At 69.3% G+C, this 19,878-nt stretch carries 20 protein-coding genes; 4 read left to right on the top strand and 16 right to left on the bottom strand.

What is annotated here, in order from left to right:
• The first annotated feature begins 1 nt into the window (after position 1).
• Positions 2-538 carry a hypothetical protein gene (locus tag D4739_RS14320; protein ID WP_120061247.1) on the top strand — a complete coding sequence of 179 codons (537 nt, stop codon included), beginning with the start codon at positions 2-4 and terminating at the stop codon, positions 536-538.
• Here the strand turns inward: D4739_RS14320 and D4739_RS14325 are convergent.
• A complete protein-coding gene (locus D4739_RS14325; RefSeq protein ID WP_120061248.1) occupies positions 532-1,851 on the bottom strand; it encodes a sigma-54-dependent transcriptional regulator in 1,320 nt (439 codons plus the stop codon). The genes D4739_RS14320 and D4739_RS14325 overlap by 7 nt on opposite strands.
• Before the next feature lie 205 nt (positions 1,852-2,056).
• On the opposite strand from D4739_RS14325, the gene D4739_RS17235 reads away from it, so the two are divergent.
• Positions 2,057-2,356 carry a hemerythrin domain-containing protein gene (locus D4739_RS17235; RefSeq protein WP_238473665.1) on the top strand — a complete coding sequence of 100 codons (300 nt, stop codon included), beginning with the start codon at positions 2,057-2,059 and terminating at the stop codon, positions 2,354-2,356.
• Positions 2,357-2,359: 3 nt separating this feature from the next.
• Complete coding sequence (locus D4739_RS17240) at positions 2,360-2,608, top strand: hypothetical protein (RefSeq protein ID WP_238473666.1); 249 nt, start codon at positions 2,360-2,362, stop codon at positions 2,606-2,608.
• Positions 2,609-2,644: 36 nt separating this feature from the next.
• Here the strand turns inward: D4739_RS17240 and der are convergent, their stop codons facing one another.
• The 11 genes from der to D4739_RS14400 all read right to left on the bottom strand — a co-directional run bounded on the left by der (position 2,645) and on the right by D4739_RS14400 (position 12,443).
• A complete protein-coding gene (gene der / locus D4739_RS14335; protein WP_120061249.1) occupies positions 2,645-4,003 on the bottom strand; it encodes a ribosome biogenesis GTPase Der in 1,359 nt (452 codons plus the stop codon).
• Entirely contained in the window at positions 4,000-4,725 is a 726-nt protein-coding gene (locus tag D4739_RS14340; protein WP_120061250.1) for a lysophospholipid acyltransferase family protein, read from the bottom strand. The genes der and D4739_RS14340 overlap by 4 nt, the downstream gene beginning before the upstream one ends.
• A complete protein-coding gene (gene cmk / locus D4739_RS14345) occupies positions 4,725-5,408 on the bottom strand; it encodes a (d)CMP kinase (RefSeq protein ID WP_274380497.1) in 684 nt (227 codons plus the stop codon). Before cmk ends, D4739_RS14340 begins: the two co-directional genes overlap by 1 nt.
• A gap of 11 nt (positions 5,409-5,419) precedes the next feature.
• Positions 5,420-6,511 (bottom strand): prephenate dehydrogenase, encoded by a 1,092-nt coding sequence (locus tag D4739_RS14350; RefSeq protein WP_238473667.1) that lies wholly within the window; start codon positions 6,509-6,511, stop codon positions 5,420-5,422.
• Positions 6,483-6,887: a chorismate mutase gene (gene aroH / locus D4739_RS14355; RefSeq protein WP_120061251.1), complete on the bottom strand. Its 405-nt coding sequence runs from the start codon at positions 6,885-6,887 to the stop codon at positions 6,483-6,485. Before aroH ends, D4739_RS14350 begins: the two co-directional genes overlap by 29 nt.
• A gap of 1,334 nt (positions 6,888-8,221) precedes the next feature.
• Entirely contained in the window at positions 8,222-8,731 is a 510-nt protein-coding gene (locus tag D4739_RS14370) for a hypothetical protein (RefSeq protein ID WP_120061254.1), read from the bottom strand.
• 275 nt (positions 8,732-9,006) lie between these two features.
• Entirely contained in the window at positions 9,007-9,774 is a 768-nt protein-coding gene (locus D4739_RS14380) for a pseudouridine synthase (protein WP_120061256.1), read from the bottom strand.
• Positions 9,771-10,382, bottom strand: coding sequence for an SMC-Scp complex subunit ScpB (gene scpB, locus D4739_RS14385; protein WP_120061257.1), 612 nt, complete (start codon positions 10,380-10,382; stop codon positions 9,771-9,773). Before scpB ends, D4739_RS14380 begins: the two co-directional genes overlap by 4 nt.
• Positions 10,379-11,239 (bottom strand): segregation and condensation protein A, encoded by an 861-nt coding sequence (locus D4739_RS14390; RefSeq protein WP_182920494.1) that lies wholly within the window; start codon positions 11,237-11,239, stop codon positions 10,379-10,381. The genes scpB and D4739_RS14390 overlap by 4 nt, the downstream gene beginning before the upstream one ends.
• A gap of 41 nt (positions 11,240-11,280) precedes the next feature.
• Positions 11,281-11,631, bottom strand: coding sequence for a hypothetical protein (locus D4739_RS14395; RefSeq protein WP_420799020.1), 351 nt, complete (start codon positions 11,629-11,631; stop codon positions 11,281-11,283).
• Complete coding sequence (locus D4739_RS14400) at positions 11,628-12,443, bottom strand: ParA family protein (RefSeq protein ID WP_238473738.1); 816 nt, start codon at positions 12,441-12,443, stop codon at positions 11,628-11,630. The genes D4739_RS14395 and D4739_RS14400 overlap by 4 nt, the downstream gene beginning before the upstream one ends.
• 432 nt (positions 12,444-12,875) lie before the next feature.
• Between D4739_RS14400 and D4739_RS14405 the strand changes: the two genes are divergently transcribed.
• Entirely contained in the window at positions 12,876-14,105 is a 1,230-nt protein-coding gene (locus tag D4739_RS14405) for an MFS transporter (protein WP_120061260.1), read from the top strand.
• Positions 14,106-14,110: 5 nt separating this feature from the next.
• Here D4739_RS14405 and D4739_RS14410 read toward each other — a convergent pair whose 3' ends face one another.
• The 4 genes from D4739_RS14410 to D4739_RS14425 are packed head-to-tail and all read right to left on the bottom strand — an operon-like array spanning position 14,111 to position 19,872.
• Positions 14,111-16,627 (bottom strand): DEAD/DEAH box helicase, encoded by a 2,517-nt coding sequence (locus D4739_RS14410; RefSeq protein ID WP_120061261.1) that lies wholly within the window; start codon positions 16,625-16,627, stop codon positions 14,111-14,113.
• Between the two features lie 7 nt (positions 16,628-16,634).
• Complete coding sequence (gene xerD / locus D4739_RS14415) at positions 16,635-17,591, bottom strand: site-specific tyrosine recombinase XerD (RefSeq protein WP_120061262.1); 957 nt, start codon at positions 17,589-17,591, stop codon at positions 16,635-16,637.
• On the bottom strand, positions 17,588-18,133 hold the full coding sequence (locus D4739_RS14420) for an NUDIX domain-containing protein (RefSeq protein ID WP_238473668.1): 546 nt from the start codon (positions 18,131-18,133) through the stop codon (positions 17,588-17,590). The genes xerD and D4739_RS14420 overlap by 4 nt, the downstream gene beginning before the upstream one ends.
• Positions 18,134-18,177: 44 nt before the next feature.
• The gene (locus D4739_RS14425; protein WP_120061264.1) at positions 18,178-19,872 is read right to left on the bottom strand and encodes a CTP synthase; all 1,695 of its coding nucleotides are present in this window, start codon (positions 19,870-19,872) and stop codon (positions 18,178-18,180) included.
• Positions 19,873-19,878 lie beyond the last annotated feature (6 nt).

The raw sequence follows: 19,878 nt of genomic DNA on the forward strand, positions 1-19,878 counted from the left end.
CATGTACGAATTCGAGTTCGAGGCACAGGCCCGACGGGCGGCAGCGCGCCGCCCCGCACGCCCGAAGCGCCACCGCGCTGTCGTGGAGATCAAGCCAGACACGCGAGCCGGACGGCAGGCGGGACTGGAGCAGCTGGCCCGCCCTGACCGCCAGCTCGGTCTGCCCCCACGGCTCGTCGTCTACAGCAAGTCCGGGCCGCGGAGCTACACGATCAAGGTCTCGCGCCCCGGCGCCGCCAAGCGTGCGCTCGGCGCCGCCGGCGGGCCCGACGCCACTCGCCTGACCAGCTTCGAGACCATCGGAACGGTCAGCTTCACCGAGGCGGAGTGGAAGATCGACCTGTCCGCCTGCCCGACCGAGCTCGGCCGGCGCATCGAGCAGAAGGCGTGCGAGCTCTATCGGCGCAAGGTCGGCGGCGGCTCGCGCTGCAAGGTCAGCGCGAGCGCCAACGGTCCCGACTACGTGAGCCGTGAGGCGGCGGAGTTCTACCTCGAGCTGGCCCAGGAGCTCGCGGCAGAGCTGGAGGCTGGCTACTGATCTGCGGCGGTCCGCGGCTTCGGGACCTGCTTGCGCAGCTGGATCGCGCGGTCGGTCACCCCGAGGGCCGTCGCCGCACGATGTGCGTTGCCGTCGTGCTCCGTGAGGGCGACGTCGACCGCGAGGTCGGCGACCATCGCCTTCAGGTCCGGGAGCGAGACGCCGTAGCCCAGGCAGGTGCGGACCGCACGCTCGAGCGCACCCCGGACCAGGCTCGGTCCGGTCGCGTCGGTTTCCGGTCGGTAGCGCGCCGGGATCTCGCCGGGCGTGACCGGGCCTGCCCCGCAGTGGCACGCCGCGACCGCGTAGGCGAGTTGCCTGAGCTCGCGCAGGTTGCCGGGAAAGGCACGTTCATGGAGCATCGCCGCGACCGGCCGGGAGAGCTCCGGGGCCGCGTCATGGGTCGCCTCGGCGAGGAAGTGGCGAAACAGCGGCTCGACATCGCTGGGGCGCTCGCGCAGCGGCGGGAGCCGGACGACGCCCGACGCGATGCGGTGGTAGAGGTCGCTGCGAAACCGGCCAGCGCGCTGCTCGGCTTCGAGGTCCCGGTTGGTCGCGCTCACCAGGCGGAACGAGGTCCTTGCCCACACGTCCCCACCCACCCGCTTGTAGGTGCCCTCCTGGATCACCCGGAGCAGCTCGGCCTGGAGCGGCAGCGGTAGCTCGCCGATCTCGTCGAGGAACAGCGTGCCCCCATCCGCTGCGGCGAAAGCCCCCGCACGTGAGCGATCGGCACCCGTGAAGGCGCCGCGTTCGTGCCCGAAGAGCTCGCTTCCCGACAGCGACGGCACGATCGTCGTGCAGTCGAGTACGACGAGGTCCCCCGTCGTCGGCGTACCCGGCATCGCGTGCACCAGACGGGCCGCCAGCTCCTTGCCGGTGCCGGTCTCCCCGACCAGCAGGATCGGCCCGCTCCCGAACAGGGCGAGCTCGACCAGCTCGACCAGGGCATGGCGGAGCTGCTGGCTGGAGCCGACGAACAGGTCCGTCACGACAGGTGAGGCCAGGACCGCATCCACCTTGCGCCAGCGCTCGAGGCGCCGGACCAGGGCCACCGCGGTGCCAGCGCCGTCCCAGCCGACGACGTCCTCGGCACCCGCGCGCAGGAGCGACCACGCTGCCGCCGCTGTGGCCGCGGCAGGCGTCACCACGACCTGGCGGGACCGTGCCGTCACCGGACACGAGTCGCCGCGCGCGGGGTCGAACACGATCACCTGGTAGTCGTCGTGGCCTTCGGGGAAGCCCGCGGAGTCGAGGGCCTGGCGCAGGTGCGCCACCTCGACCGTGTCCGACTTGCCGATGATCGTTGCCACGCACGCCCCGAATCAGGTGGTGGTCCCCGTCTGCGACCCGAGCCGCAACTCCTGAGCATGACAGCGAACGCCCCGGGCCCACCAATAGCCCGTTCGGGGCATCAGTGGCCATTGAGAGTTTCGAAAGTCCCTCTCGCTGAGCGGGTGTCGCGGAGCGCGCTTCGGGGTACAGGAACGCATCCGTCCGCCATCATGAGGAGTGCACATGACCGATGTCGTCGACCTGATCCTGCAAGACCACCGTGAGTTCGAGCGGATGCTCGACGACCTCACCGACGCCCCCGAGAAGCGGCCCGACGTCCTGCCTGTCTTCATCACGTTGATCACCGCGCACAGCCGCGCCGAGGAGGCCGAGGTCTACCCGCCGGCCGCCGAGGCCGGAGCTGCGCACGATGTCGAGCACAGCCAGGAGGAGCACATTGAGGCCGATGAGCTGCTGGCGAAGCTCGCTGCGGCCGATCCGGCCTCAGCCAACTTCGACGAGATCCTGGCCGACGTCGACTAGTCCGTGCGCCACCACCTCGGCGAGGAGGAGGAGACCGTGCTGCCGAAGATGCGCGAGCTGTTGAGCGCCAGCCGCTTGGAGGAGCTGGGCGACGCGTTCGCTGCGGCGCGCGCCGATCACCTCGGCGTGAGGCCGGCGGACATCACCAAGGACGAGCTCGAGCAGCAGGCAGCCAATGCCGATGTCCCTCGTGCTCGCGGAATGAGCAAGGACGAGCTGCAGCGGGCGCTGCGTCACAAGGCCTCGGGCTGACGGCGTACGCCGCCGGAGCGAGCCGCACGGACGGACTCAGCGCTTGCGCTTCTCCCGCGGCTGGACCTTGATCTCGATCGGCGTTCCGACGAAGCCGAACTCCTCGCGGAGGCGACGCTCGATGAAGCGCTCGTAGCCGGCGTCGAGCTTGCCGGTAGTGAACAGCTTGAACGTCGGGTGCGCGACCTGCACCTGGCTGCCGAACAGGATGCGCGGCTGCTTGCCGCCACGGACCGGGTGCGGGTGCTCGGCGACGAGGCGGCCGAGGAAGGCGTTGAACGTGCCGGTCGAGATGCGGGTCTCCCAGCCCTCGATCGCCGCGTCGAGCGCGGGGACGATCCGGTCGATGTGCCAGCCGGTGCGCGCGGTGATGTTGATCCGCGGCGCCCACTGGACCTGCACGAGGTCGCGCTCGATCTCGCGATCCAGGTAGTAGCGGCGCTCCTCGTCGACGAGGTCCCACTTGTTGAAGGCGATGACGAGGGCCCGGCCGGTCTCGCGGATCATCTGGATGATCCGGAGGTCCTGCTCGGAGACGGTCTGACTGCCGTCGATGACCAGGATGCAGACCTCGGCGCGCTCGATGGCACCAGCGGTGCGCAGCGAGGCGTAGTACTCGTGGCCGGAGGCTTCCTTCACCCGCTTGCGGATGCCCGCGGTGTCGATGAAGCGCCACTCGCGGCCACCGAACTCGATCAGCTCGTCGACCGGGTCGACGGTGGTGCCGGCGGCGTTGTCGACGACGACGCGGTTCTCGCCGGCCAGCTTGTTGAGCAGCGACGACTTGCCGACGTTGGGCTTGCCGACGATGGCGATGCGGCGCGGGCCGCCGACCTCCTTCTCGCCGAGCGGCGGGGGCTCCGGGAGCACGGCCAGGACGGCGTCGAGCATGTCTCCCGTGCCGCGACCGTGGACGGCCGAGATGGGCCACGGCTCACCCAGACCGAGGTTCCACAGCGCGTAGGCCTGCGCCTCGAGCGCCGGGTTGTCGACCTTGTTGGCACCGAGCACGACGGGCTTGCCCGACTTGCGCAGGATCCGGACGACGGCCTCGTCGTCATCGGTGATGCCGACGGTCGCGTCCACGACGAAGAGGACGGCATCCGCGAGGGTCACGGCGATCTCCGCCTGGGCGGCGATGCTCTGCGCCAGGCCCTCGGCGTCGGGGATCCAGCCGCCGGTGTCGACGACGGTGAACGCGCGGCCGTTCCAGGTCGCGTCGTAGGAGACACGGTCGCGGGTCACGCCGGGGCGGTCCTCGACGACCGCCTCGCGGCGACCGATGATGCGGTTGACCAGCGTGGACTTGCCGACGTTGGGGCGTCCGACGATGGCAAGCACCGGCACGGGTCCCTCGGTCTCGTCGACACCAGTGGACTCGTCGTACTCGCTCATCGTGTTCCTCGCTCGCTGACGCCCGTCGGCGGGTCGTCTTCCTCGTCGCCCGGGACCAGTGGTCCGGGTAGTTCGCGGGCGGTCAGCCGCAGTGCGTCCTCGAGCGCTGCGAGCATGTGCCTGCGCAGCAACACCGTGGCCTGCCCTACTTGTTCCCGCGTGCGCGGCCACGGGACCGCCCCCAGACGGTACGGGGTGCCGAACACCATGTCCACGCGAGCACCCTTCGCCGGCAGGTCGTTGGTGCCCCCGCCCGGCTCACGCGTGCCGAGGAAGGTGACGGGGACCACGGGGGCGCCGGTCACGAGCGCGAGGTACGCCGCGCCGCGGTGGAAGCGTCCCAGGTCGCCCGGACCTCGGCGTCCCTCGGGAAAGATGCCGATCACGCGGCCTTCATCAAGAGCCGCCAGGCAGGTGCGGATGGCCGTCGGGTCGGGGTGGAAGCGGTCCAGCGGGATCTGTCCGGCGGTCCGCAGGAACGTGCCGCCGGCGCCTGTGAAGAGCTCGTGCTTGGTGAGCGCGTGCACCGGCCTGGGCGCGTACGCCGCGAGCAGCGGGCCGTCCGCCAGACCGATGTGGTTGCCGGCCAGGATCACCGGTCCGCTGCGTGGGACGTGCTCGACGCCGTGCAGCCGGATGTCGCAGCGCCGCCCCGCGATGACGCGGGCGACCGGCCTGCCGGCACGCAGCAGCCAGGTCTTCGGGAGCGGCTCGTGGGCCATCAGGCCGTGGCGAGCGCCACCAGCGCGACGACCTGGTCGATGACCTCGTCCAGGGAGTACGGCGTGGTGTCGATGTGGTGCGCACCCTCGGGCATCGTCAGCGGAGCCGTGGCGCGGCCGGAGTCGATCTTGTCGCGAGCGAGCAGCGAGGCCTCGACGGCAGCAGCGTCGGTGCCACCTTCCTCGAGGGCCCGCCGGGCGGCGCGGGCAGCCGGGTCAGCGGTCATGTAGACCTTCACTGCAGCGTCCGGTGCGACGACCGAGCCGATGTCGCGGCCTTCGACGACGATGCCGCCTTCGCCGATGATGTCGCGCTGCAGCTGGAGCAGGCGGGCACGCACCTCCGGCACCGCGGCAACGGGGCTCACTCCCCCGGTGACTGCCTCGCCGCGGATAGCCTCGGCGACGTCGGTGCCGTCGACGGTGATGGTCGGCTTCAGCGGGTCGATCCCTGAGGTGATCGTCGGTTCGCCGGCGCGGGCCGCGATCGCGGCCGGGTCAGTCAGGTCGACGTCGTTCTCGAGCATGAACCAGGTCATCGCGCGGAACATGGCGCCGGTGTCCAGGTAGCGCAGCCCGAGCCGCGCTGCGACGCCACGCGACGTACTGGACTTGCCGGAGCCGGAGGGGCCGTCCATGGCCACGACGATGTTCTTCAGCAAGGGGGTCACAGGGCTGCTCACAACGGGACAGACTACTGGTGAACGGTCCAGCCGCGTGCCGTGAGGGACGCGACGAGCGTCTCCTCGTTGCTGACGTCGACGACGAGCTCGACCTGACCGAGGTCGCGCCCCGGGTCGTGGTCGATGTGGACGTCCTCGACGTTGACGCCCGCGTGCCCGGCGTCCGCGAAGAGCCGGGCCAGCTCGCCTGGGTGGTCGGGTACGACGACGAAGACCGAGCTCATCGGGCGGACCGGGCCACCGTGCTTGCCGGGGATCGCCAGCGTGCCGGCGACTCCGTTGGCCAGGAGCTGCTGGAGCGCATCGCGGTCGTCGGCGATGATCGCCGCCTGCAGTCGGGCGAGGTCGGCACCGAGCTGGTCGATGAGCTCGAGGATCGCCGCGGCGTTGGCCGGCACGATCTGCAGCCACATCCCGGGGTCGGTGCCGGCGATGCGGGTGACGTCCCGGACGCCCGGGCCGGACAGCGCGAGGTGACCCTCCGGCGCGTCGGCGAGCCGGCCGGCAACGAGTGCGGACATCAGGTGCGGGAGGTGCGAGGTGCGAGCAACCGCGCGGTCGTGCTCCTCGGGCCCGAAGCGCAGCGGGGTCGCGCCCGTGAGCTCGGCGAGCTCGGTGACGACAGCGGTGGCGGTCGGGTTGGTGGCTTCGTGCGGCGTGATCGCCCAAGGACGGCCCTCGAAAAGGGTGGCGCTCGCGGTCAGGGGGCCGCTGTGCTGGGTTCCCGCCATCGGGTGGCTGCCGCAGTAACGCTCCACGCTCGTGTGACCAGCGATCGTGTTGAGCGGGCCCGACTTGATGCTGCCGATGTCGGTGACCCAGGCGGTCGGGTGCTCATCGAGGGCGCTGCTGATCGCGTCGGCAAGATGGTCCGGAGGCACGGCAACGACGACCAGCTGCGGCTCTTTCGCGCTGGGTGTGTGGGGCGTGCCGGCGCCGAGACCGCTCGCGGTGCGCAGGTTGTCAGCACTCAGGTCACTGAGCTGGACCTCGATGCCGTGCTTGCGCAGGGCCAGGCCGATCGACGTACCGAGCAGGCCGGTGCCGACGATCAGCACCGGTCCGGTCAGGTGGTCAGGCATCTGCGGGCTCGGCGGGCTCATCTGGAACCTCGCGCACCTTGGTCAGGTCGCGGCGGAGGTGGGCAGCGCCGTGGAGGTAGACGTGGGTGACGTCCGCGCGGGCGAGGTCAGTCTCGATGTGCGCCATCATCCGCACGCAGCGCGGCATGGAGCCCTCGATCTCGAGTTCGCGCGCGCAGATCAGCGGGACGTCGTCGAAGCCGAGCACACGCGCGGCGTACGCCGGGAACTCGCTGACCAGGTCGGAGGTGGCCGTGAAGATGATCGAGATGAAGTCGTCGACGACGAGGTCGTTGCTCTCCATCACGTCGCGCACCATCTCGGCGACCCGCTCGAGCATGTGCTCGCGGGTGTCGCTCTCGAGCTGGGTGGCGCCTCGCACCGCACGCACTGCCACGGCTCCTCCTTCGCGTCTGTCCGACCCGCTCCGGGTCACGGGGAAAACCCTAGCGGGCAACGGCTTCGGCAATCACCGTCGACCGGGAGCCTTGCGGTGGGACGACGCGCGCATGAGCAGTACGACGCGCGCCCAGCCCCGCCGAAGTGCACTGGTGCGCGAGTTCCTGCTTGGGAGCCTGTGCCTCTGGATATCCGTCGCCTCGGCACTGAGTGGCGGGACGTCGCACTCGCTCAGCCCGCGCAGGTGCTCACGGATCCGGTCGCCCAGAGCGATCCGATCACCACGATTCTCGTCCCAGGAGCTGAGTAGGGCCACGAGGGCAGCGCCGCGCCCCGGCCCCCAAAGGTCCTCGTGGTCGCCAATGATTTCGAGTACGTGCTGAGCCGACGCATAGGGGCTGTGAGTGCGGTCCATCCGCTCTAGAGCCCACCAGATTCCTTCCCACTGGCCGCGCCAGGGCAGCGTTTCGTACGCGTGGGTGGAAGTGCGCTCAGGAAAGCCCAACTCGGCGAGTACGTCATGGATCCGGACTTTTCCTTCGAGCGCTTCCCTCGGGCTTAGTGCGGCGAGCTCGACCAAGAGGGGCGAGTCGAATCCGTCGATCAACCATTGGCAGGCCAGCATAGGAAGTTCTCGATCGTCGACAATCCGACCATGACTCATCTGTTCGGGAGTGACGTCGAATCGGTCCACACTTGATGCTCGCATGGGGGCCAGATTCGAACGCACTCAATTCGACAGAATCCGCAGCACCAACGGCATGACGGAGCGCCGGATCGGTCCGACCTAGATGCCCAGCACGTAGCTCGCGGAGCCGCCCACGACAAACCAACCAATTGCCAACGCGCCAGCCGCCCAAGCGGGTCCAGGCTTCCGAGCACTGAGCGCAAGGACAAGGCATGCAAGACCAGGCAGCAGCAGGCCGCCCGATACCACGAGCCGGTACGCGACGCCGCTTACAACCGCATCCTCAAGGTACGCCGAGTAGTTCCGAGCCCAGAGATACAGGGCGAGCGCGACGAGGGCCGTCAGGGCAGTCGCGCCCGAAACAACTCGTGCGATCCGCATGTTCTGAACCTATCGGCCTTCGCTAGGCATCCGAGCACTTCGCGGCACATCACGGGCCGGACCATCGTTGTGATCGACCCGTCGTACGGCACCGAGCGGTCGCTGCGGGTCCAGCAGCGCGACCCGACAGATCGAGCCACGAGTTCGCAGCTGACGAGGTATCGAACGGCGTTTGGTTCGTGGCCGTCCCGCACATCCTCTGACCGACGACCCCGCAGAAGCGAGCGGATCAAATCACGCTGTCCGCGGCATGAGCGATCAGATCAGCCGTTCAGCCGAGTCGTGCGGATACGAGCCCGCGGTCCTGGCGCCGGACCCCCAAGCACCGTTCCAGTGTCCTCGAGGACCCAGCGTCGGCCCGGAGTGCGCCACTTCCGATCCCACTCCTGAAGCGCCCGCGGGCGCACCAGCTGGGTGCGTACCCATGCGAGAGCCTGCGCTGCAGCCACCTCCGGAGCAAGACCAGCATCCACGCTGAAACTGTCGGGCTCACCCGGGTCGAACTCGTCCCAGAGGTGCGAGCATCCCCAATATCCGCCGAGGAATCCGGGCGTACGCAGGACCTGCAACTGGTGCGCATGGACGGGCCATTCGCTTGCAGGGATGCCGGGAACCTCGACGGTCAACAGACAGCCCATGACCGGGAACGCGCTTGTTGCATCGGGCGCGACCAGGCCGTCCAGCACGCCTGCAGCATCGGACTGGACGCGCGCCAGAAAGGCGCCGACCTCGCCGTCCTCCGGCCAGGCGCAGCCCGCGAACCAACCACTCACTCCGCCATCCTTGCGCATCGAGCGACGAAACCCGACCGGCGTCACATCGGCACGACCGGGCGGATCAGGTGCGGCTGGCTCGAAGCATCTCCGACACCTGCTTCACGCTGCGCACGGAACCGGAGATCCACTCCAAGTGGTGGAAACGCGATCTGTACCGCGGCGACGACCGTGCGCACTGGGTCGCGGCGGTCGGCGAAGCGATCCAGGCTTGGCCTGAGTGGGCCGAGTGGAGGGCAACACGCTGAGCTGAATGTGCCCGCTCGGGCACTCTGTCAGAGCTGGACGGAGTCGAGGAGCGCGCCGAGCTCGTCGTCGGTCAGCTCGCGGGTCGTGCCGACCTGGAGGTTCTTCAACGCCACCGGCCCGAACGCCGTGCGCGTCAGGCGACGCACGGGGTGACCAACCGAGTCGAGCAGGCGACGGACGATGCGGTTGCGGCCCTCGTGGATCACCAGCTCGACGATCGAGCGACCGGTCGGGTTGCCCTGCGGACCCGCAATCAGCTTCACGTGGGACGGGTGCACCGGACCGTCCTCGAGCACGACACCGGCGCGGAGCTTCTTGAGCGTGGACGGGAAGACGTCGCCGTCGACCTCGGCGACGTACGTCTTGTCCACCTCGTACGACGGGTGAGCCATGCGGTGCGCGAACTCGCCGTCGTTGGTGAGCAGGATCAGGCCGGAGGTGTCGGTGTCGAGACGCCCGACGTGGAACAGCCGCTCGGGACGGTCCTCGACGAACTCGGTCAGGTTGCGACGGCCCTCGGGGTCGCTCATCGTCGACACGACGCCGCGCGGCTTGTTCAGCACGAGGTAGACGTTCGGCGAGATCGGCGGGAGCCGCTTGCCGTCGACGTGGATCACTGCGACCTTCGGGTCGACCTTGGTGCCGAGGCGCGTGACGACCTCGCCGTCCACCTCGACGAGACCCTCGAGCATGAGCTCCTCGCACTTGCGCCGCGAGGCGACGCCGGACTGCGCGAGCAGCTTCTGCAGGCGGATCTGACCGTCGTCCTCGAGCTGGATGTCGGTGCGACTCACGAGGGGTTGTCTCCCAGGGCTGCGGCGAGCTCGTCCTCGAGGTCGTCCATGTCGGGCAGGAAGGGGGCGAGCTCGGGGAGCTCGTCGAGCGAGGTGATGCCGATGCGCTCGAGGAAGTACGCCGTGGTGCGGTAGAGGTTGGCACCGGTCTCGTGGTCCGAGCCGGCCTCCTCGACCAGTGCACGTGCCAGCAGGGTGCGCATGACGCCGTCGACGTTGACGCCACGGATGGCCGAGACCCGGGCCCGCGAGACGGGCTGCTTGTAGGCCACGACCGCGAGGGTCTCCAGCGCGGCCTGGGTCAGGCGGGCCTGTTGTCCGTCGAGCACGAACGCCTCGACGACGGCCGCGAACTCGTCGCGCGTGTAGTAGCGCCAGCCGCCGGCGACGTTGCGCAGGTCGAAGCCGCGTCCCTGCTCGGCGTACTCCTCGGCGAGGGTCTGGAGCGCGCCCACGACCTCTTCGACCGGATAGCCCACCGCGCTGGCGAGGGTGACGGTGTCGAGCGGCTCGTCGGCGATCATCAGGATCGCCTCGAGCGCCGGCCGCAGGTCCGCGACGGCCACCTCGAGGGTCTGGCCTTCGTCCTCAACGAGCTGGTCCGTCATGGCTGCTTCTCCTCGGGAAGGGGTACGTCGTCGTGCGGGTCGGCGCGCGCACCTTCGAACTCGTCGATCTCGAAGTCTGCCTCGTCGTCACCCGTCCACCGAACGCTGAGGTCACCCAGCGGCGAGACCTGGTCGAACGCAACCGCACCTTCGCGGTAGAGCTCGAGCAGCGACAGGAAGCGGGCCACGGTGGTCAGCGTGTCCGGCGAGTCGCCGATCAGCGCGCGGAACGTGAGCGTGCCGGAGCGCTTGAGCCGTTCGACGACGAGTGCTGCCTGCTCGCGCACGGAGACCGTGTTGTTGTGGATGTGGTGGAGAGAGACCTCCTGAACCGGCTTCGGCGCCAGCGCTTTTGCCGCGAGCGCCGCGAAGGCATCGAGGCCGATGCCGATCAGCACCTCGGGCAGCAGCGACGCGAAGCGCTCCTCGAGGCCGACCGCACGCGGGTGCCGCTTCGACTCTGCGGCAAACCGGGTCTCGAAGACACCGGCGACCTGCTTGAACGCCTTGTACTGCAACAGGCGCGCGAAGAGCAGGTCGCGCGCGTCGAGCAGAGCCAGGTCCTCCTCGTCCTCGACGTCGCCCTGTGGCAGCAGCCGGGCGGCCTTGAGGTCGAGCAGGGTCGAGGCGACCAGCAGGAACGACGTCGTCTGCTCGAGGTCCCACACCGAGCCGAGCGCCTTGACGTGCGCGATGAACTCGTCGGTGACCTTGGACAGCGCCACCTCGGTGATGTCCATCTTGTGCTTGGAGATCAGGCTGAGGAGCAGGTCGAACGGACCTTCGAAGTTGTCCAGCCGCACGGCAAAGGCGACCGGCTCCGCTCCTTCGACGACTGCCCCTTCGGCTCCTGCGATGACAGCTTCCCCTGCAACCGGCGCCGTGGGCGACGTCTGGGTCACTGCTCCCTCAGGCGACGGACCAGCGCACTGTCATCGCCGTGCGCCTCGAACTCCTCGAGCACGAGTGCAATGGCCTCACGGACAACGCGTCCGCGGTCGGCGGCGATCCCGTGGTGACGACGCAGCGTCAGCCGCGCGTGCTCGAGATCCATCAGCTCGTCCGAGGAGATGTAGACCGTCATCTTCTCGTCGTGGCGGACCCGACGGGACGGGCGGCGCTGCTCGTCGGCAGCGTCCGGCGCCGGGTCAGGAACGGCCGAGACCGTCCGTGGTGCAGAAGCAGCAGCGGAGGGCCCGGCGGTGGCGCTGGTCGGCCGGAACAGGTCGTCCGCGGCCGGAAGGCTCACGCGTCGAGACAACGCTCTGCCACCTCCCGCGCCAGCTGGCGGTAGTGGTCGGCACCGGTCGACGTCGCGGCGTAGGACGTGATCGGCTCGCCCGCGACCGTGGCGTCGGAGAACTTCACGGTGCGGCGGATGACGGTGTGGAAGACCTTGTCGCCCCACGCCTGCACCAGGCGCTCCATGACCTCACGGCTGTGCAGCGTGCGGCCGTCGAACATGGTGCCCAGGATGCCCTCGACCACCAGGTCGGGGTTGAGGCGCTCCTTGACCTTGTCGATCGTGTTCTTCAGCAGGGCCACGCCACGCAGCGCGAAGTACTCGCACTCGAGCGGGATGATCACGCCGTCAGACGCGGTCAGGGCGTTGACGGTCAGCAGGCCGAGCGAGGGCTGGCAGTCGATCAGGATGACGTCGTACTTCGCCAGGGCCGGCTTCAGCACCCGCTGCAGGGTCTGCTCGCGCGCGACCTCGTGCACGAGCTGGACCTCAGCCGCGGCCAGGTCGATGTTGGAGGGGAGCAGGTCCATGCCCGGCGTGCCGCTGGGTACGACGACCTCGTCGAGCTCCACGTCGCGCTGCATCAGCAGGTTGTAGATGGTCAGGTCCATCTCGTGCGGGTTCAGGCCCAGGCCGACCGAGAGCGATCCCTGCGGGTCGAAGTCGACGAGCAGCACCTTGCGACCGAACTCGGCCAGCGACGCACCCAGGTTGATGGTGGTCGTGGTCTTGCCGACGCCACCCTTCTGGTTGCACATCGAGATCACTCGCGCGGGACCGTGCTCGGTGACCGGCTTCGGGTCGTGGAAGACCGGCATCGGGCGGCCCGTCGGACCGATCTCCTGCTCAGCCACAAGCGTTTCTGTCGGGAATGCCAGCGGCTCGCTCACGCGATCATCGACTCCGGTGTTCGTAGGGGCGGGCGGACGAACCAGCGGCGGCATCTCGGACGCAGCGGCCCCGAAGGACCCGAATCCGTTGGGGTATCCCGAAACACCGCTCATGCTGAAGCTCCTCGCCCGAACTGGGATGCAGACTGAGACTTCAGTCTGTTTGTCGACTCGGCGACAACTCGCCGTGTTGACCCGCGACTCTAGGCCCGTCCTCAGACCGGTCACAAGGCGGGTGGGGGTTACCCACCGGCGTTTGGAAAATCTGTGTATGACATGTGCACAAGGTCCCGCTCAGGTGCACAGGCAAGGCCTTCCCTGTGCACAAACCTGTGGAGGACACGCCGTAGGGTTTGCCGCATGACGGAGCCCACAGCGGTTAGCTCTGCGAGCACCGACGGACGCGCGAACTGGTCGCCCTGGCGCACGATCGTGGCCTTCGGCTTCGTCAGCATGGCCGCCGACATGGTCTACGAGGGCATGCGCTCGATCTCCGGGCCCTACCTCGCCTCACTGGGTGCCTCGGCGGCGATGGTCGGGCTGGTCACGGGAGCGGGCGAGGCCATCGCGCTCATCCTGCGGCTGGTCGCCGGGCCGTTCGCCGACCGGACCCACCGCTACTGGACCCTGACCATCGTCGGCTACGGCATGACCGCGGTCTGTGTCCCGCTCCTCGCCGTCGCTCCCCTGCTCGGCGGTGCCGGGCTCGCGGTCGCCTCCACGCTGATCCTGCTCGAGCGCACCGGCAAGGCCATCCGCAGCCCCTCCAAGTCGGCACTGCTCGCGCTTGCCGCGAAGGACGTCGGCCGCGGCAAGGGCTTCGGCGTCCACAAGTCGATGGACCAGGTCGGCGCCTTCGCCGGACCACTCGTCATTGCAGCTGCCGCTGCCCTGAGCGGGCACCTGTGGCTCGGCCTGGCGCTGCTGGCGATCCCCGGTGCGATCTCGATGGTGCTGCTGTTACAGACCCGGGCGCACGCACCCCTCGTCGAGGAGCAGGCTCCCTCCTCCGGCCTCGAGGTGACCGCGGCGGGGCGTCTCCCCTGGCGCTTCCACGCCTTCGCTGTCGCCACCTCGGTGGGCACCGGCGGCCTGATGACCTACGGAGTCATAGGCTTCCACCTGGTCGACGCCGACCTGCTCTCCGCCGCGTCGACACCGGTCGTGTACGCCGGAGCCATGGCCGTGGCCGCGGTCGCGGCGCTCGGCACGGGTGTGCTCTACGACCGCTTCCACGAGAAGGTGCTCTACCTGCTCCCCGTGCTGGTGGCCTGCGTGCCCGCACTGGTCTTCGCCGACGCACTCTGGCCGGTGCTGGTCGGTGTCGCGGTCTGGGGTGCCGCGACCGGCATCCAGGACTCCACCGTCAAGGCCCTCGTCGCTGACCTCGTCGCGCGACCTCGCCTCGGCACGGCGTACGGCGTGTTCGCGGCGTACCAGGGCGTTGCGGCGCTGCTCGGTGGCTGGGCGGCCGGTGCGCTGCACCAGGAGCACCGCATGGAGCTGGTCACCGGTATCGCGGCCCTGCAGCTGCTCGCGCTGGTCCTGCTCGTCGTGACGCTCTCCCGCCGGCCGGCTCCTGCGGCCTGATCGGGTCAGAGTCGGCGCAGTGCCAGCCCGCGCACGACAGCGCCACCGATCGCGTCGGATGCGTCCAGGTCGACCTCTGCCTCGAGGACCCAGTCGCGGTGACCTGCAGGGTCGTCGAGCGTCTGGGTGGCCTTCCACAGGCGTCCGCTCTTCTCGATGCGCAACAGGTCCGGGCCGCGTGCATCCGCGCCCGTGCCGATGTCGTCGTGCTCGGCGAAGTAGGCCTCGAGCGCCTCGTCCCAGACCGACCGCTTCATGACCACCTCGGCCGGCGGCTCAGTCTGGTCGGCTGCCTCGCGCTCCATGCGGATCAGGCCGGCGAGGTCGTCGCGCGCACAGAGCTCGATCCGCCGGAACAGAGCGTTGCGGATCATCACCGTGAACGCGCGCTCCTGCGCGGAGAGGGGACGCGGCGGGGGCGGCGGTTCGTGGTGCGCAATGTCCGGACGCACGTGATCGGGGTGCGCGAGCGCTTCCCACTCGTCGAGCAGCGAGGAGTCGGTCTGTCGGACGGTCTCCCCCAGCCAGTCGATCAGCTCGAGCAGCTCGGTCGTGTGCTCGGACTCCGGCACGGTCTGCCGCAGCGTGCGATAGGCGTCGGTCAGGTAGCGCAGGACCAGCCCCTCCGAACGGGCCAGCTGGTAGCGCCCGACGAAGTCGTTGAACGACATCGCCTGCTCCCACATCTCACGCACGATCGACTTCGGGTTCAGCGCATCCTCGGGCAGCCACGGGTGGCTGCGCCGATACATCTCGTACGCCGCGCCCAGCAGCTCGGCGAGGGGCTGGGGCCAGGTCACCTCTTCGAGGAGCGCCATGCGCTCGTCGTACTCGATGCCGTCGGCCTTCATCTCGTTCACCGCCTCGCCGCGTGCGGCGTACTGCTGGGCGAAGAGGATCTGGCGCGGGGCCTCGAGCACCGATTCGACGACCGAGACGACGTCGAGCATGTGGGTCTCCGAGGTCGGGTCGAGCACGTCGAGGACCTCGAGTGCGAAGTGCGCGAGCGGCTGGTTGAGGGCGAAGTCGGCGGGCAGGTCCTCCGTGACGACGTAACGGCGGCCGAACTCGTCGAGCGAGTCGAGTCGTCGCAGCACACCCGAGGTGACCAGCGAGCGGGTCAACCGCAACGCGCGACGGGTGAGCCGCAGCTGCGAGCGCCGGTCCTCGTGGTTCTCCTGCAGCAGCCGGCGGAGCACCGCGACGGTGTCCTCCTCGCGGGCCGCCACGTTGAGCAGCATCGCGTTGTCGACCTTCATCCGCGAGGACAGCGGGTCCGGCGCACCCTCGACCAGCTTGGTGAAGGTGCCCTCCGTCCAGACGACGGCGCCCTCCTCCGGCTTGCGGAGCTGGGCCTTGGAGTTCTTCTTGCCCGAGGCACGGCGCTCCTCGGCCTTCTGCTTGAGGCGCTCGTTCTCGATCGTGTGCTCCGGCGCCTGGACCACGACGAAGCCCGCGGTGTCGTAGCCCGCCCGCCCGGCACGCCCGGCGATCTGCAGGAACTCTCTGGTGCGCAGGACGCGCGACTTGGTGCCGTCGTACTTCGCGAGAGCGGTGAAGAGCACGGTGCGGATCGGCACGTTGATGCCGACGCCGAGGGTGTCGGTGCCGCAGATCACGGTCAGCAGACCGGCCTGCGCCAGCTGCTCGACCAGGCGGCGGTAGCGAGGCAGCATGCCGGCGTGGTGCACTCCGATGCCTGCCTTGAGCAGCTTCGAGAGAGTCTTGCCGAACCCTGCGCCGAAGCGGACCTCGACCAGGCGCGCGTTGATCGCATCCTTGGTTGTCGCGTCGATCGGCAGCTTGGCGGCCAGCAGCGACGTCGCGTGCTCGACAGCGTCCTTCTGCGTGAAGTGGACGACGTAGACCGGTGCCTGCTTCGTCTCGACGAGCTCCTTGAGCGTCTCGGCGAGCGGCGTCAACGACCAGGTGAAGCTGAGCGGGACCGGCCGCTCGGCGTCGTCGATCAGCGCCGTCGGCCGACCGGTACGACGCGTGAGGTCCTCGCGGATCGCAGTCGTGTCACCGAGCGTGGCGCTCATCAGCAGGAACTGCGCGCGTGGCAGCTCCAGGATCGGCACCTGCCACGCCCAGCCGCGATCGGGGTCGGCGTAGTAGTGGAACTCGTCCATGATCACGAGCCCGACATCGGCCTGCGCACCTTCGCGGAGCGCGATGTTGGCCAGGATCTCGGCGGTGCAACAGATGATCGGGGCGTCCGGGTTCACCGAGGCGTCACCGGTCAGCATGCCGACGTCATCGGGACCGAAGACCTCGCAGAGCGCGAAGAACTTCTCGCTCACCAGGGCCTTGATCGGAGCGGTGTAGAAGCTCACCCGGTCATCGGCGAGTGCGGCGAAGTGGGCCGCGATCGCGACCAGCGACTTGCCGGAGCCCGTCGGGGTGGCCAGCACGACGTTGCTGCCCGTCACCAGCTCGAGGACGGCCTCCTCCTGATGCGGGTAGAGCTCGAGCCCCGCCTGTGCCGCCCACTCGCTGAACTGCTCGTATCCGTCGCTCATCGGGAGATCAACGGGCCCGCGGGTGCGCGGTCGCGAAGACCTCACGCAGGTTGTCGACGGTGACCAGCGTGTAGACCTGAGTCGTCGTCACCGAGGCGTGGCCGAGCAGCTCCTGCACGACGCGGACATCGGCGCCGCCGTCGAGGAGGTGGGTGGCGAACGAGTGGCGCAGGGTGTGCGGCGAGACGTCCTTGGTGATGCCGGCGCGCTCGGCAGCCTTGACGAGCACAGCCCAGGCGGACTGCCGGGAGAGCCGGCCGCCACGGGAGTTGAGGAAGACGGCACCAGCGGGCGCCTTGGCCGCGCTGGGCGAGGCGCTGGACACCAGCTCGGGCCGCCCCCTCACCAGGTACGCCGACAGCGCGTCGCGGGCGAAGGAGCCGACCGGGACCAGTCGCTCCTTGGAGCCCTTGCCGCGCAGGAGCACCTGACCGAGCTCGAGGTCGATGTCGTCGATGTCGAGACCGACCGCCTCGGAGATGCGCGCGCCGGTGCCGTAGAGCACCTCGAGCAGCGCCCGGTCCCGCAGCGACAGGATCGTGCCGGGTGCGCCGGACGCCTCGAGGATCGCCTCGACCTCGGAGAGCGGGAGTGCCTTGGGCAGCCGTTTCGCAGGCGACGGCGGCTTCACAGCGGCAGCCGGATCGATCTCGGCCAGCCCATCGAGCACCGCGAACTTGTGGAACCCGCGGACCGCCACCACGGTCCGTGCAGCACTGGTCGCACCGAGCGGCGGGTGGTCCGCGTCGCCCTCACGCAGCCGCACCAGGAAGCCGCTGACGGTCGCCTCCTTGATCGCAGCGAGCTCGTTGATCCCCTGGCCGTCGAGGTACTCCGCGTAGCGGCGCAGGTCGCGGCGATAGGACATCAGCGTGTTGTTGGCCAGGCCGCGCTCGACCGAGAGGTGGTCGAGGTAGGTGCGGATGGCGCGAGCAATGCCGTTCGGAGCACCCGAGGTGGTCACGCCAGGCCTCGGGCCCGGGCGGTGAGCACGGCCAGCGCGATGGGCGCATCCGTGACGCGGCCGTCCAGCACCGCGGCGTACAGGTCGTCGAAGGGGGTCCAGAAGGTGACCATCTCCGCCTCTTCGTGCTCCAGCGCGAAGTCACCGCGGGAGACCGGGCTGAGCCCGCGCGCGAAGTAGAGGTGGTGACGCTCGCCGGTGATGCCCGGGCTGGCCCAGACCGACAACAGGTGCGTCCACGAGGAAGCCTCGAACTCCGCCTCCTCACGCAGCTCGCGCTTCGCGACCTCGAGCGGGTCCTCCCCCGGCACGTCGCAGATCCCGGCCGGCAGCTCGACGAACGACATCTGCGCCGGGTGGCGGTACTGCTGGATGCAGAGCGCACGGCCCTGCTCGTCGAGCGCCAGCACGATCGAGGCACCCGGGTGCTCCATCACCAGGCGCCGGAACGGCTCCTCGTCGGGATGCTCCGGGCGCCGGAGGTCGTCGGCCCGGAGCGCGACGACCCAGCCGTCCCGGTGGACGTCCACAGAGGACACCACCGGCCACGACTCAGGGCGGTCACCGATCTCCGACATGGAGTCGCTCAGACCTCGTCGTCCTCGTCGGCGCGCTTGAGCACCGACTCGTCGATGCCCAGACGGAGCTCGCGCTGACGCTCGATGGCCGCAGCGATCAACCCCGCGAAGAGCGGGTGCGGCCGGGTCGGACGCGACTTGAGCTCGGGGTGCGCCTGGGTGGCGATGTAGTAGGGGTGCACGTCCTTGGGCAGCTCGACGAACTCGACCAGGTCGAGGTCCGGGTTGATGCCGGAGAAGACAAGACCCGCCTCCTCGAGCTGTGGCCGGTAGGCGTTGTTGACCTCGTAGCGGTGGCGGTGACGCTCCTCGATCAGGTCCTCGCCGTAGACCTCACGAGCGATGGAGCCCTTCTTGAGCGCGGCCGGGTAGAGGCCCAGGCGCATGGTGCCGCCGAGGTCACCGCCGCCTTCGACGATGTCCTTCTGCTCCTCCATCGTCGCGATCAGCGGCTCGGGGGTCTCGGGGTCGAACTCGGTGGAGCCCGCCTTGTCGAGGCCGAGCTCGGTGCGGGCGTACTCGATGACCATGCACTGCAACCCGAGGCAGATGCCCAGGGTCGGGATGCCGTGGGTGCGGGCGTAGGTGAGCGCACCGAGCTTGCCCTCGAGACCACGGATGCCGAAGCCACCGGGCACGAGGACCGCGTCGACGTCACCGAGGTGCTTGGCGGCACCAGCCGGGGTCTCGCACAGGTCGGAGGCGATCCACTCGATGTTGACCTTGGCCGAGTTGGCGAAGCCACCCGCACGCAGCGCCTCCGCGACGGAGAGGTAGGCGTCAGGCAGGTCGATGTACTTGCCGACCAGCGCAACGGTCACCTCCTCCTTCGGGTGGTGCACGCGGCGCAGCAGGTCGTCCCAGACGGTCCAGTCGACGTCGCGGAACGGCAGGTCGAGCTTGCGCACGACGTAGGCGTCGAGGCCCTCGCGGTGCAGGACCTTCGGGATGTCGTAGATCGACGGGGCGTCGGCGGCCGTCACGACCGCAGCTTCGTCGACGTCGCACATCAGTGCGATCTTCGACTTGATGCTCTGCGGGAGCTCACGGTCGGCGCGGCAGACCACGGCGTCCGGCTGCAGGCCGATCTGGCGCAGCTGCGCGACCGAGTGCTGCGTGGGCTTCGTCTTGAGCTCCTTGGACGGGCCGATGTAGGGCACCAGGGAGACGTGGACGAAGAAGACGTTGTCGCGGCCGATGCGCTGGCGCACCTGGCGCGCGGCCTCGAGGAACGGGAGCGACTCGATGTCGCCGACCGTGCCACCGATCTCGGTGATCACGACGTCGACGCCGGGCGTGTGCATCGCCAGGATCCGGTCGACGATCTCGTTGGTGATGTGCGGGATCACCTGCACGGTCTCGCCGAGGTAGTCGCCGCGGCGCTCCTTGGCGATCACGTTCGAGTAGACCTGGCCGGTCGTCACGTTCGCGTGGCCCGACAGGTTCGTGTCGAGGAACCGCTCGTAGTGACCGACGTCGAGGTCAGTCTCCGCACCGTCGTCGGTCACGAAGACCTCGCCGTGCTGGAACGGGTTCATGGTGCCCGGATCGACGTTGAGGTACGGATCCAGCTTCTGCATCGTCACGCGCAGACCGCGTGCCTTGAGAAGGGCACCGAGACTCGAGGCCGTGAGTCCCTTGCCGAGGGACGAGGCGACGCCGCCGGTGACAAAGATGTGCTTGGTCTGCGAGGCAGTGGCCAAAGGAAC

This window comes from Nocardioides cavernaquae (assembly GCF_003600895.1).
In the GTDB taxonomy this organism is placed as follows: domain Bacteria; phylum Actinomycetota; class Actinomycetes; order Propionibacteriales; family Nocardioidaceae; genus Nocardioides; species Nocardioides cavernaquae.